The following is a 12,593-nucleotide window of genomic DNA, read 5'->3' on the forward strand; positions in this document are numbered from 1 at the left end:
GACGACTTGTCAGCAGGCTTTGGCACCTTCCGACAAGCGCCTCCGCGTGGACCGTCAGACCCCCGCCGCCCCCAGCAGCGAGCCCGCCGCGTACGTCACCGCCATCGCCAGGGCCCCGCCGGCCGTCGTGCGCAGGACCGCGCGGCGGGGTGGGGCCGCGCCCAGGCGGGCGCTCCACCAGCCGGTGAGGGCCAGGGCGGCGAGCACCGAGAGCACCGTGATCCAGAGGCGGGCCGAGGCGGGCGGGAGGACGATCGCGAGGAGGGGGAGCAGCGCACCGGCCGTGAAGGCGAGGAAGCTGGCGCCGGCCGCGTGCCAGGGGTTGGTGAGGGCGTCGGGGTCGATGCCGAGTTCCACGCGCGCGTGGGCGCGCAGGGCGTCGCGGGCGGTGAGCTGTTCCGCGGCCTCGCGGGCGACGTCCCGTGAGAGGCCGCGGGCGGACAGGAGGCCCGTCAGTTCGGCCAGTTCGGCTTCCGGGTCCTCGCGGAGTTCGCGGCTCTCCTCGGCAAGCGCCGCCTTCTCCGCGTCGCGCTGCGTGGAGACCGAGACGTACTCCCCCGCCGCCATCGACATCGATCCGGCGAGCAGTCCGGCCAGTCCCGCGGTGAGGAGCGCGGCGCGGGAGTCGGTCGCGCCGGCGACGCCGACGACGAGGCCCGCGGTGGAGACGACTCCGTCGTTGGCTCCGAGCACGGCGGCCCGGAGCCAGTTGAGACGGGTGCCGAGACCTCCGCCGTGGGCATCGTCGTGGGCGGGTTCGTCAGTCACCCGGGGAGGGTCTCATCCGGTCCGTCACCACACGCGTACCGACCCGCCCGGGGCGAAGGCGGGGCTCGTCGCGCCCGCCGGGACCTCCTTCAGGGGCTCGGCGATCTCCTCGACGGTCGGGCCGTGCACGGCGGCCAGGGTGTCCAGGAACGGCAGGTCGAAGCCGTAGACGCGGGCCGCGTTGCCGCCGGCCATCGCCGCCACCTCCTCCCTCGGCAGCCCCGCGTAGGCGATGCGGAGGCCTTCGCGGGAGTACGGCGTCGTGCCCTCGTCGTGCGGGTAGTCGCTGCCCCACATGATCTTGTCGAGGCCGATCCGGTCGCGCAGCGGCACCTCGTGCGGGCGCATGAAGCTCGCGCCGACGAAGCAGTTGTCGCGCCAGACCTCGCTGGGGCCCTTGCCCATGGACCGGGCGAGCCCCGCTCCGAACCTGGACTCGGCGGTGGCGGCCCGGGAGGCCGCCGCGACGAGGCGGGCGTGGTAGTAGTCCAGCATCTCGACGACCCCGGGGATCCAGCCCGAGCCCTGCTCGGTGAGGACCAGTCTGAGCTCCGGGTGGCGGCTGAAGGCGCCGCCGAAGACGAGGTGCCAGAGCGCCCGGTGCGAGAACCACGTCGTCTCCACCATGAAGACCGCGCGCGCCGCCGGTTCGTCGCCGAGCGGCGGCGAGGCGGAGCCGCCGTGGTGGTTGACCGGGACGTCCAGCTCCGCGCAGACCGCCCAGATCGGGTCGTACGTCTGCGAGTACAGCTCGGGGATCCCGCTGCCGGGCGGCGCGCCCGGCAGGAGGATGCCGCCGGTGAGGCCGGCCTCCTTGGTGCGGCGGATCTCCTTCACGGCCTCGTCGACGTCGTTGAGGAGGATCTGCGCGACGCCCGCCCGGCGGCCGGGCGCGTCCGCGCAGAAGTCGGCCAGCCAGCGGTTGTGCGCGCGCAGCCCGGCCCAGCGCTGCTCGAACTCCTCGCGGCTCGGCGCGGGGGCCATCAGGGAGGCGGAGGGGAAGAACGGCGGGATGGTGTTGGGGAAGACGACCTCGGCGACGATGCCGTCCGCCTCCAGCTCGCGCAGCCGGCGCCCGGAGTTCCAGTTGCGGTCGGCGGTGTCGGCGAGCAGGTCCTCGTACGGGTTGACGTAGCCGGCCGCCCAGGCGTCGAAGGCGTCGTGGTGCCTCTTCTCCAGGTACGGCCTGTAGTCGAGGAGGTCGGCGCCCGCGTGGCAGTCCGCCGAGATGACGGTGTAGCGGTCCATCAGTTCACCCCCAGGGCGGGGAAGTCGTGGTCCGTCAGCCAGTGGCGGCCGACCTCGCGGGAGCGGGCCCAGGAGGCTTCGACCGCGGTCTGGTCGGGCGACTGGCCCAGTTCGGCGGGGGTGGGGCCGATGCGGCGGGCGAGCGGAGCCAGCGCCTCGGTGTCGAATCCGAAGACCTCGGCCGCCGCGAGGCCCAGCATCCGCCGCGTCTCCGCGACCGGGATGTCGTGGAAGGTGTTCGCCAGCCACGCGCGCGTGTGGGGCCAGGTCCCCTCCGGATGGGGGAAGTCCGAGCCCCACAGGATGTTGTCCACGCCGATCTCGTACCGCTGGGCCAGCTCGCGCCGCTTGGTGTTGGTGGCGCAGATGAAGACCTGGCGGTCCAGGTACTCGCTCGGCGGCCGCCTGAGTTCGGCGAACGGGGACAGCTTCTTGCCGCCGTGCGCCCCGAGGTAGAGGCGGTCCATGAACCAGAGCAGGTTCGGCAGCCACCAGCAGCCCGACTCGGCGACACCGAACCTCAGCCCCGGGTGGCGCTCGAAGACCCCGGACCAGAGCAGGAACCACAGCGGCCTGGCGGGCCACCAGGTGACCTCGCTGACGTAGATGCCGAGGTGGTCGCCGTACTCCTCGCGCGGCGCGGCGCCGGAGTGGGTGACGAGCGGCATCCCGGTCTCGGCGGCGGCCGCCCAGACCGGGTCGTAGCGCCGGTCGTGGTACGGCTCCCTGTCCACCCACATCGAGGGGATCATCAGCGCCCCGAGCCCGGACTCCTTGGCCCGGTGGATCTCGGCGACGACCTTGGACGGCTCGGCCGTGATGGGCAGCAGCGCCACCCCGCAGTGCCGCTCGGGGTTCCGGCCGACGAACTCGGCGAGCCAGCGGTTGTGCGCCTGCGCTCCCGCCATGCCGAGGTCCGGGTCCTGGTCGCCGGAGAGCCCGAGGCCGACCCCGAAGGGCGCGGCGGTCTGGCTGTCGACGGCGTCCGCGTCGGGGAACACGACCTCGGCGGCCACCCCGTCGCCGTCGAGCTCCTTGAGCCGCTGCGCGGCGTCCCAGCCGCCCCGCAGCCCTTCCTCGTTGTCGCTGAACCACTTGTTCGCGAACGCCTCGTTGCGCACCCCGAGCCGGGTCATGGCCTCGCGGCGGGCGTCGCGGCCGGCGAGGAACTCGTCGAAGGCGCGGTGGAACCGGGAGTCGAGATAGGGCCGGTAGCGCTCGGTGGGCAGACCGGCGTGGCAGTCGGAGGAGATGATCAGGTACGGGTCCTCAAAGCTCATGGCTAAGCCCCTCAGTCGAGGATGAAGCTCTCCAGGTACGACGGGTTGGCGCGGTCGAGCATCGACTGCGAGCGCGCCCGGATCTGCCGGTCGCTGTGCTCGCTCGCCGGGAGCAGCCAGAACCGGTCGGCGCGGATGCCGTCCACGACGTGCTCCGCGACCTCCTCGACGGGCGTGAAGGCGACCTCGTGCCCGGCGGCCTTCATGGCCGCCTCCCACTGGTCCAGGCTGCGGTACGGGGTCTTGCGCGGCCGCTCCTTGGCGTACCGCTCGGGCCGGTTGCGGTGCGACTCCCAGAGCCCGGTGCGCAGCATGTGCGGGCCGGGGAAGAGCACGGACGCCCCCACGCGCGCGTGCTCGGCCTTCAGATGGGCGTACAGCGACTCGGTCATGGTGACGACGGCCGCCTTGGTGACGGCGTAGACGGAGGCGGTCGGCAGCGGCGCGATGCCGCCGTCGCCGGAGGAGGTGTTCACGACGTGCCCGGGCTCACCGCCGGCGATCATGCGCGGGACGAAGGCCTGGATGCCGTGGAAGACGCCCCAGACGTTGACGGAGAAGGCCCACTTCCAGTCGTTGGGCTCGTGCTCCCACATGCGGCCCTCGGCGCCGGAGCCGACCCCGGCGTTGTTGCACAGGACGTGCACCGCGCCGAAGGTGCCGAACGCCGCGTCGGCGAGAGCCCGTACGGATCCCGCGTCGCTGACGTCGACGGTACGGGCGAGGACCCGCGCCCCGCCCTCCGTCAGCTCCTCGGCCGCCTTGGCGAGCGCGGCCTCCTCCACGTCCCCGAGGACGACGGCCAGCCCCTCGGCGGCGAACCGGCGCGCCATCGCGAGCCCGATACCGCTCGCCGCGCCGGTGACGACCGCGACCTGCCCCTGACGCAGCTCCATCACACGCTCCCTTCCGGGGGACCGTCGAGGATCTGCTGCGGGTCGTCGTAGCGCTGGTGGATGTAGGGCAGGAGGGCCTCGGCGCTGACCCGTTCCGCGACCCGGCCCCGCTGGTCGGTGGTCTTCTCGCCGATGGTGATCTCGACGATCCGGCGTACGGGAAGGTCGGCGACGGGGTCGTACATGGACTCGCGGAGCACGACGTCGCCGGTGATCCGCTCCAGCTTGCGCACCTTCTCGGCCCGGACGCAGTGCACGAGGACGGGCTCGGCGTCGAAGCCGGTGCCGTCCACGCCCGGCAGGAACTTGAAGTAGAAGTCGGTCTTCTCGGCGGGCTCCGGCAGGGGCAGCGGGCCGGAGACGGCGCCGCGCACCTCGACGAAGTCGATGCCGTGCCGGCCGAGGGAGGCGCGGACGACGAGCCCGTCGCGTTCGACGGCGACCTCGCCGAGCTTCTTCGGCTCGCCGAAGACCTCACGTCCGCCGACGAGTGCCCGCTCCAGGGTCATCGGCATGACGAGCGGGTACCAGCCCTCCTGGTCGCCGTGGGCGGCGGCGACGGCGACCGAGCCGGCGCCCAGGGGGTAGCCGGGCAGGTCGACCTGGGAGATGTTGGCCCGCACCAGGGGCCGTTCGGTGGGTTTCAGCGGGGGCGGCAGGACGGCCGCGACCACGTCCGGATCGGTCTCCCAGACGGCGACCACTCCGGTGGACCAGATGTCGGGAAGCTTGCTGCTCTTGGCGCGGGCCGCCGTGATCTCGGCGTCGGTGCGCGCCCCGTACCGTACTCGTGCCATGACGTACCACCCTTCAGGGACCGTCGGCCTGTAACACAGTTACACCGGCGGCGATGAAGGGTAAATAGGCGTGCACGCAACAGAGTTGAGGGGGAACGATGGCGCGCACCGCGCTCACCCGCGAGGAGGTCCTCGCGACCGCCGCCGCTCTGGTGAGGCAGCACGGTCCGGACGCCCTGACCATGCGCAAGCTCGCCGCCGAGCTGGGCACCGCGGTCACCTCGATCTACTGGCACGTCGGCAACCGTGAGTCGCTGCTCGACGCGCTCGTCGAGCGGACGGTCGCCGATCTCTCCGCGATCACCCCGCGCGGGCGCACCCCCGCCGACCGGATCGTCTCGGTGGCCCGCTCGCTCCGCCGCGAACTGCGCGCGCGCCCGCATCTGGTGGCGATGGTCCACGAACGGGGCCTGACGGAGCGGATGTTCCTGCCCGCGCAGCGCGCCCTGGCCGACGAGGTGCACGCGGCGGGCCTGCGCGGCGCGCGGGCGGCGGAGGCGGTCCGGGCGGTCCAGGTCCAGGTCGTCGGCTACGTCCTCGTGGAACGCAACCGCGAGCGGGCACCGGTCCAGTCCCCCGCCGAGGAGGAGCTCTGGGAGACGGAGACGACCGGCCCGGCCGACCCCGCACTCATCCGCGCCCTCGCCCGGCCGATCGACCCCGAGCGCCTCTTCACCACCTCCGTACGGGCCCTGGTGGACGGCCTGTTGGGACCGCGGGGCGGGACGGCCGATTAATTCGGTGGCACGCGCGCGTGGGGCCGTCCTAGGCTTCTTCACGCGGGGACGGCTCCGCAAGCGTGCTTCCTTCTCTTTCTATGACATCCGTAGCGCGCTCACTCTCCGTCTCCCGCCTCACTCTTCCCCTCCCTCCTGGAGATCCCTTTTTGTCTGTGGTGTCGTCCGTCCTGCTCCGCCGTCTCCGTACGGTCTACGTCGATCAGGCCGGGCCCCGCCCCGGCGACCCGTCCACCGCCGAGGGCCTCACCGCTCTGGAGGCCGAGCTGCTGGACCGGGGCTTCGCCCCCACCGCCGAACTGCGCGCGGCGCTCGCCTGGCTCGGTCCCGCCGGACTCGCCGAAGCGGGCCGGCAGTTGCTCCGCCGTCTGGACGCGGAGTCGGGGGCCGACCGCTCGCACATGCCGCTCTTCCGGTCGTTTCCGGCCGCCGTCCCCGACGACACCTCCGCGCTCTACGTCGACCGGGTCTTCACCCTGCTGCTCCAGTGGCCCACCCAGCCGTGCGTGCTGTGCGGCACCGCGGGAAGCGTCCACGCGGTCTCGCCCTGCGCCCACCTCGTGTGCCGTCGCTGCTGGGACGGGGCCGAGTACGGCGGCTGCCCGATCTGCCACCGCCGGATCGACCCCGCGGACCCGTTCCTGAGGCCGAGGGCAGCGACCGCTCCCGCCGACGGGGAGGACGAGGAGTCGTCCGCCGGACCGCTCCGGCTGCTCGCGCTCGGCCGCGACCGCTCGGCGGACGCCGCGAAGGCCCTGCTCACGCTTCTCGCCCGGCGCACACCGCTCTCGCCGGCCGACCGCGACGACCTGAAGGTGCTGCTCACCGAGGCGCCCACGGCGCTCGACTGGCTGCCCGACGAGATTCCGGTACGCGAGACCAAGGCGCTGCTCCTGGGCAGGCTGCTGCTCGAGCCGGCCACCCGGGACGCCGTGCTGCCCGAGCTGGACGTCCGGCTGACCACCGCGACCGACGTCCTCCGGCTGCTCGCCGTCCGCTCGGGCGGTGAGGCGGACCTGCTGGAGCCCCGGCGCTTCCGCTCGCTGCCGCGCGCGCTGCGCCGACGGCTCCTCGCCGTCCTGGACGGCCTCGACGTGGCCTCGCTGGTGGAGGACCTGGCGCGCCACCCGGGTCTGTGGAAGAAGGCCGCCGAGACCCTCCACCCCTTCGAGCGGCACGCTCGTCACCCCCGGGCGGCGATGGCGTTCGCGGTGCTGCGCGGGACCGACACGACGGCGGTCTCGCACGGGGAGGCGCTGCTGCGCACCGCCGCCGAGCACCCCTACGCGGTACGTGTCGACGGCGGCCGGCTCAAGCCGCACACCTGGTCGGGGCGTGTCGAGACCGCCCTGGCCGAGGGCGACCCGGACACCGCCCTCCCGCTGCTCGCGCAGCGCCCGGGCGAACTGGTGCGCCGCCTCGACCATCTGCTGCGGCTGTACGGCTCCGGCACCCTCCACGCGCGCGTGGCCGAGACGCTGCGCCGCGCTCTGCCCGGCGCGGGCCCCGGCCCGCTCCTCGCGGCGCTCGGCCGGCTGCGGATCCGCCATCTGCCGGGCGACCGGCGGGTGTTCTTCCCGCGTGGCCGGGTCACGCACGCGTTCACCACGGACGACCGGCGCGCACCCCTGCCGGCCGCGCTCACCGAGGAGGTCTGCCGGCTCCTCGAGGGCGAGGTGCTGCGCAGGCTCGGCGCCGCGCCCCGGTTCGACACCGCCGTCCTGGACTCCGCGCTCGCGGGGCTCGCCGTGCCGTCCGCGGAGGGCGCCGCGGCCAAGGCCCTGGTGGCGGTCCCGCGCGGCTCGACGCAGCCGCTCCCCCGGGGCGAGGTCCTGCGCCTGTTCCTGCACTGGACCCAGCCGACGAAGACCCGGGTGGACCTGGATCTGTCGGTCGCCCTGTACGCCGCGGACTGGTCGTACGTCGGGCTGTGCGACTACACCAACCTCGTCTACGGAAAGCGGGCCGTCGTCCATTCCGGTGACCTTGTCTCCGCGCCCGCGCCCAAGGGCGCGACCGAGTACGCCGATCTGGACCTCGCGGCGCTCGCCGAGGCCGGCGTGCGGTTCGCGATGCCGATCGTCTTCAGCTACAACAACGTGCCGTTCGAGCAGCTCCTCGACGCGTTCGCCGGTTTCATGGCCCTCCCTTCCCGGGAGGGCAGGGACGCGTCGTACGACCCGAGGACCGTGCGTCAGCGCTACGACCTCGTCGGCGACTCCCGGATCCATGTGCCGATGCTGGTGGACCTGGAGCACCGCACCTTCCTCTGGACGGATCTGCATCTGCCGCCGTCCGAGGGTTTCCAGAGCGTGTGGTCGCACAGTGCGGACCTGGGCCGGGTCGGAAAGGACCTGTACCAGTACTTCACGGCCGGCCGGACGACGCTGTGGGATCTGGCGGTCTGGCACGCCGCCGCCAGGACCGACGCGGTGACCGTCCTGCGGCGGGCGCACGAGGGCCCGGACGAGGTGTGGGAGTACCGGCGCGGGAGCGAGGAGCCGGCGGAGTCGTTCGCGGACCGGATCCGTACGGCCGCAGCGCCCGACCGGCGCCGTACGGCCGGGGACGGACGGGCCGTGGCGGCGGCCGCCGCGAGCGGCCGGAACACGTTCCTCGCCCTCCTCGACGGCGACGTCGTGCCGCGGAGCGCGACCGGGACGGTCTACCGTCTGCTGCCCGGACCGGTGGACGGCTGCGGTCTCGAACAGGCCGCCGCCGGTGACCTGGTGGCCGCTCTCGGCTGAGCCCGTGCGACGGCTCCCGTGAACTCCCCCGCGGGGCGGGCGTCATGGCCGCCGCGCGTTCGGCGGCGCGCCGACCGGTTGGCCGGTTCCTGTCGCCGTCGGGGCACCGGGGGACGGGGGTGTCAGCAGGGGCCCGTATTCTCAGTGACCATGCTCGACGACCGTACGACAGCAGCGACGTGGCCGGCCGCCTACCCACAGGGGTACGCGGTCGTCGACGTGGAGACCACCGGACTCGCCCGCGACGACCGGATAGTGTCGGCTGCCGTCTACCGGCTGGACGCCCAGGGCGAGGTCGAGGACCACTGGTACACGCTGGTGAATCCGGAGCGGGACCCCGGACCGGTCTGGATCCACGGGCTCACCCGTGACGTGCTGAAGGACGCTCCGCTCTTCCCGGAGATCGCCGCGGAGTTCTCCGAGCGGCTCGACGGCCGGGTCCTGGTGGCGCACAACGCGCTCTTCGACTGGTCGATGATCTCCCGGGAGTACGCACGGGCGGAGCGCACCGCACCCGTGCGTCAGCGGCTGTGCACGATCGCGCTGGCCAAGGAGCTGTCGCTGCCGCTGCCGAACCACAAGCTGGAGTCGCTGGCGGCGCACTTCGGGGTGGTGCAGCAGCAGGCGCACAACGCGCTGGACGACGCGCGGGTGCTGGCCGAGGCGTTCCGGCCGAGTCTGCACGCGGCGGCCGAGCGGAACGTCCGGCTGCCGCTCCTGGAGTGCCGGCCGCTGACGGAGTGGGTGTCCACGCCCGCCCCGGCACGGATCGGCCACCAGGCCTCGTACCACGCGAACGGCTGGCGCCCCTCCCGGAAGCGTCCGCCGTGCCCGCATCCGAACCCCGGGCGTTACGAAGCGGACAAACCACTCAAGCAGGGCATGCGGGTGGCGTTCTCGGGCGACACGTCCATCGACCGCGAGCTGCTCGAGGACCGTGCCGTCGAGGCGGGGCTCCATGTCGCCACGAGTGTCTCCCGGCTGACGAGCCTGCTGGTGACGAACGATCCGGACTCCGCCACCTCCAAGACGGTGAAGGCGAAGTCCTTCGGCACTCCGGTCGTCGACGAGGCCGCCTTCACCCAGCTGCTGCGCGACGTGGCCCCGGCAGACGGGTGACGCGCCGGGCGTGCCGCCCGCGCCTCGCCCGGCTCACGTCGCACCCTGTGGCGCATGGCACGTTGTGAGGTCTGCGGAAACGATTACGGCATGTCCTTCGAGGTGCACGCGCAGGGCGCGGTGCACGTCTTCGACTGCTTCTCCTGCGCCATTCACCGCATGGCGCCCATCTGTGAGCACTGCAAGGTCCAGATCATCGGCCAGGGCGTCGAGGTCGAGGGCAACTGGTACTGCGGCGGGCACTGCGCCCGGGCGGAGGGAAAGGTGGGGATCGTCGACCACGTCTGAGCCCCCGGCCGCTCCCCGGCGACCGGAACCCCCGTGCGTGCACCCCATGACCACAGTTGTACGGTCATGGGGTGTACCGCTTCCTGTTGTCCCGGCAGTGGGTGATCCTCACCCTCGTGGCCCTCGTCCTCGTCCCGACGATGATCGAGCTGGGCTTCTGGCAGTTCCACCGGCACGAACGCCGGGTCGCGCAGAACGCCCTGATCGCGGAGAACCTGAAGGCGGAGCCGCTCCCCGTCGAGAAGCTGACCTCCCCCGGCCACACCGTGCCGCGCGCGGACTACTGGCGCCGGGTCACGGCCACGGGCACCTTCGACACCGCGCACGAGGTCGTCGTCCGCCGCCGCACCAACGCCGACGACCAGGTCGGTTTCCTCGTCCTGACGCCGCTGGCGCTCGCCGACGGCCGGGTCGTGCTCGTCAACCGGGGCTGGGTCCCCGCCTCGGCCGACCAGAAGGCGTACCCCCCGGTCCCGCCCGCCCCCAGGGGCGAGGTGACCGTGACCGGCCGGCTCAAGGCCGACGAGACGACCGGCGCCAGCGGCATCAAGGACCTGCGCGGGCTGCCGGACCGTCAGGTGATGCTGATCAACAGCGCACAGCAGGCCGAGCTCACCGGCCGTACGGTGCTCGGCGGCTATGTCGAGCAGACCGCGCCCGAACCGGCCGGGAACACCCCCGAGCTCATCCCCGAGCCCGACCACGACTCGATCGGCGCGCACATGGCGTACGCCGTGCAGTGGTGGCTCTTCACCGCCGGTGTACCCGTCGGGTGGGTGATCCTGGTCCGCCGCGAGAAGCGCGACCGGGAGGCGGCGGCCCACACCGAGGGCGGCGCGGACACCCCCGGGCCGGCTCCGGCCGCGGTGCAGGCCACACCGTCCCTCTGATTGACCGTCGCCCCATCCGGGAACACGCCAGAGCGTGACGCAACGTATCGACGACTACGCCCTCATCGGCGATCTGCAGACCGCCGCGCTCGTCGGACGCGACGGGTCGATCGACTGGCTGTGTCTGCCGCGCTTCGATTCGGCCGCGTGCTTCGCCGCGCTGCTCGGGGACGAGGACAACGGCCACTGGCGGATCGCACCCAAGGGCGCCACGACCTGCACCACGCGGGGCTACGCCGGCGACTCGCTGGTCCTGGAGACGTACTGGGAGACGCGCAGCGGCACCGTGAAGGTCGTCGACTTCATGCCGCAGCGGGACACCTCGCCCGATGTCATGCGGATCGTGGAGGGCGTCAGCGGCACCGTCGAGATGAGCGCGGTGCTGCGGCTGCGCTTCGACTACGGCTCGATCGTGCCGTGGATGCGGCGCAGCGAGGGCCACCATGTGGCCGTCGCCGGTCCCGACTCGGTCTGGCTGCGCAGCGAGCCGCCCGTGAAGACCTGGGGCCAGCAGTTCTCGACCTGCTCGTCGTTCACGGTCGACGCGGGCGAGAAGGTCGCGTTCGTGCTCACCTGGCACCCCTCGCACGAGCCGCGCCCGGAGCTGATCGACCCCTTCGGCGCGCTGGAGGACTGTCTGCGGGACTGGCGGGACTGGTCGGCGCGGTGCGTGTACGAGGGGCCCTACCGCGAGGCGGTGATGCGCTCGCTGATCACGCTCAAGGCGCTCACCTACGCACCGACGGGCGGCATCGTCGCCGCGCCCACCACCTCGCTCCCGGAGGAGCTGGGAGGCGTACGGAACTGGGACTACCGCTCCTGCTGGCTGCGCGACTCGACCCTGACGCTGGGCGCGCTGCTGTCGGCCGGCTATGTCGACGAGGCGGCGGCCTGGCGCGACTGGCTGCTGCGGGCGGTGGCGGGCGACCCGGCGGATCTGCAGATCATGTACGGGCCCGGCGGCGAGCGGCGGCTGCCCGAGACGACACTGCCCTGGCTGAGCGGCTACGCGGACTCGGCGCCGGTGCGGATCGGGAACGCGGCCGTGGACCAGTTCCAGCTCGATGTGTACGGCGAGGTCATGGACTCGCTGAGCATGGCGCGGGAGGCCGGCATTCCGCCGGTCCGGCACGCCTGGAACCTGCAGCTGAGCCTGCTCGGCTTCCTGGAGTCGACGTGGCGGGACCCGGACGAGGGGCTGTGGGAGGTACGCGGGCCGCGCCGCCACTTCGTGCACTCGAAGGTGATGGCCTGGGTCGCCGCCGACCGGGCCGTGCGCACCCTGGAGGACGATCCGTCGCTGCGCGGGGATCCGGCGCGCTGGCGGGCGATGCGGGACGAGATCCACGCGGACGTGTGCGCCAAGGGGTACGACCCCGAGCGCAACACGTTCACCCAGTCGTACGGATCGCGGGAACTGGACGCGGCGACGCTGCTGATCCCGCGGGTCGGGTTCCTGCCGTCGGACGATCCCCGGGTGGTGGGGACGGTGGACGCGGTGCGCAAGGAGCTGACGCACGGCGGGTTCGTCCGCCGCTACAGCACCTCGGGTGCCTCGGTCGACGGCCTTCCCGGCGGGGAGGGAACGTTTCTGGTCTGCTCCTTCTGGATGGCGGACGCGCTGCGGATGACCGGGCGGGAGCGCGAGGCGCGGGAACTCTTCGAGCGCCTCGTGGAGCTCTGCAACGACGTGGGGCTGCTCGCGGAGGAGTACGACCCGGTCGCGCGGCGCCAGCTGGGCAACTTCCCGCAGGCGTTCAGTCACATCGGCCTGGTGGGGACCGCCCTCGCGCTGCCCTGGGAGGACCCGGCAGGATAGGTCC

11 protein-coding genes are annotated in these 12,593 nt (G+C 72.9%); 6 read left to right on the plus strand and 5 right to left on the minus strand.

Translation table 11 applies throughout. The features are described from left to right. Window positions 1-54: 54 nt before the first annotated feature. Genes ACFVGW_RS06280 through ACFVGW_RS06300 form a run of 5 tightly spaced genes read right to left on the minus strand, consistent with a single transcriptional unit; the run spans window position 55 to window position 4,989 of the window. Window positions 55-768: a VIT family protein gene (locus ACFVGW_RS06280; RefSeq protein WP_385851034.1), complete on the minus strand. Its 714-nt coding sequence runs from the start codon at window positions 766-768 to the stop codon at window positions 55-57. Window positions 769-792: 24 nt separating this feature from the next. After that, window positions 793-2,016: an amidohydrolase family protein gene (locus ACFVGW_RS06285; protein WP_385851035.1), complete on the minus strand. Its 1,224-nt coding sequence runs from the start codon at window positions 2,014-2,016 to the stop codon at window positions 793-795. Further along, window positions 2,016-3,296, minus strand: coding sequence for an amidohydrolase family protein (locus ACFVGW_RS06290; RefSeq protein ID WP_383295282.1), 1,281 nt, complete (start codon window positions 3,294-3,296; stop codon window positions 2,016-2,018). The genes ACFVGW_RS06285 and ACFVGW_RS06290 overlap by 1 nt, the downstream gene beginning before the upstream one ends. Before the next feature lie 11 nt (window positions 3,297-3,307). Beyond that, window positions 3,308-4,192 (minus strand): SDR family NAD(P)-dependent oxidoreductase, encoded by an 885-nt coding sequence (locus ACFVGW_RS06295; protein WP_385851036.1) that lies wholly within the window; start codon window positions 4,190-4,192, stop codon window positions 3,308-3,310. Further along, window positions 4,192-4,989, minus strand: a complete 798-nt coding sequence (locus tag ACFVGW_RS06300) for an acetoacetate decarboxylase family protein (RefSeq protein ID WP_385851037.1) — start codon at window positions 4,987-4,989, stop codon at window positions 4,192-4,194. Before ACFVGW_RS06300 ends, ACFVGW_RS06295 begins: the two co-directional genes overlap by 1 nt. Before the next feature lie 98 nt (window positions 4,990-5,087). Between ACFVGW_RS06300 and ACFVGW_RS06305 the strand changes: the two genes are divergently transcribed. The 6 genes from ACFVGW_RS06305 to ACFVGW_RS06330 all read left to right on the plus strand — a co-directional run bounded on the left by ACFVGW_RS06305 (window position 5,088) and on the right by ACFVGW_RS06330 (window position 12,589). Then, window positions 5,088-5,726 (plus strand): TetR/AcrR family transcriptional regulator, encoded by a 639-nt coding sequence (locus ACFVGW_RS06305; protein ID WP_385851038.1) that lies wholly within the window; start codon window positions 5,088-5,090, stop codon window positions 5,724-5,726. Between the two features lie 149 nt (window positions 5,727-5,875). Further along, the gene (locus tag ACFVGW_RS06310; protein WP_385851039.1) at window positions 5,876-8,473 is read left to right on the plus strand and encodes an MXAN_6230/SCO0854 family RING domain-containing protein; all 2,598 of its coding nucleotides are present in this window, start codon (window positions 5,876-5,878) and stop codon (window positions 8,471-8,473) included. 144 nt (window positions 8,474-8,617) lie between these two features. After that, window positions 8,618-9,592 (plus strand): DEDDh family exonuclease, encoded by a 975-nt coding sequence (locus tag ACFVGW_RS06315; protein WP_383228701.1) that lies wholly within the window; start codon window positions 8,618-8,620, stop codon window positions 9,590-9,592. A gap of 54 nt (window positions 9,593-9,646) precedes the next feature. Further along, a complete protein-coding gene (locus ACFVGW_RS06320) occupies window positions 9,647-9,880 on the plus strand; it encodes a hypothetical protein (RefSeq protein WP_361668923.1) in 234 nt (77 codons plus the stop codon). 71 nt (window positions 9,881-9,951) lie between these two features. Beyond that, window positions 9,952-10,770: an SURF1 family protein gene (locus ACFVGW_RS06325; protein ID WP_385851040.1), complete on the plus strand. Its 819-nt coding sequence runs from the start codon at window positions 9,952-9,954 to the stop codon at window positions 10,768-10,770. A gap of 34 nt (window positions 10,771-10,804) precedes the next feature. Beyond that, window positions 10,805-12,589, plus strand: a complete 1,785-nt coding sequence (locus tag ACFVGW_RS06330) for a glycoside hydrolase family 15 protein (RefSeq protein ID WP_383228699.1) — start codon at window positions 10,805-10,807, stop codon at window positions 12,587-12,589. Window positions 12,590-12,593 lie beyond the last annotated feature (4 nt).

The sequence above is a fragment of the Streptomyces sp. NPDC127129 genome (genome assembly GCF_042671585.1).
GTDB lineage: Bacteria > Actinomycetota > Actinomycetes > Streptomycetales > Streptomycetaceae > Streptomyces.

Bases quoted from the DNA above. Each gene is read 5' to 3' on its own strand.
- ACFVGW_RS06305 (WP_385851038.1), top strand. From the start codon at position 5,088: ATGGCGCGCACCGCGCTCACCCGCGAGGAGGTCCTCGCGACCGCCGCC.
- ACFVGW_RS06295 (WP_385851036.1), bottom strand. From the start codon at position 4,192: ATGGAGCTGCGTCAGGGGCAGGTCGCGGTCGTCACCGGCGCGGCGAGC.
- ACFVGW_RS06300 (WP_385851037.1), bottom strand. From the start codon at position 4,989: ATGGCACGAGTACGGTACGGGGCGCGCACCGACGCCGAGATCACGGCG.
- ACFVGW_RS06290 (WP_383295282.1), bottom strand. From the start codon at position 3,296: ATGAGCTTTGAGGACCCGTACCTGATCATCTCCTCCGACTGCCACGCC.
- ACFVGW_RS06320 (WP_361668923.1), top strand. From the start codon at position 9,647: ATGGCACGTTGTGAGGTCTGCGGAAACGATTACGGCATGTCCTTCGAG.
- ACFVGW_RS06285 (WP_385851035.1), bottom strand. From the start codon at position 2,016: ATGGACCGCTACACCGTCATCTCGGCGGACTGCCACGCGGGCGCCGAC.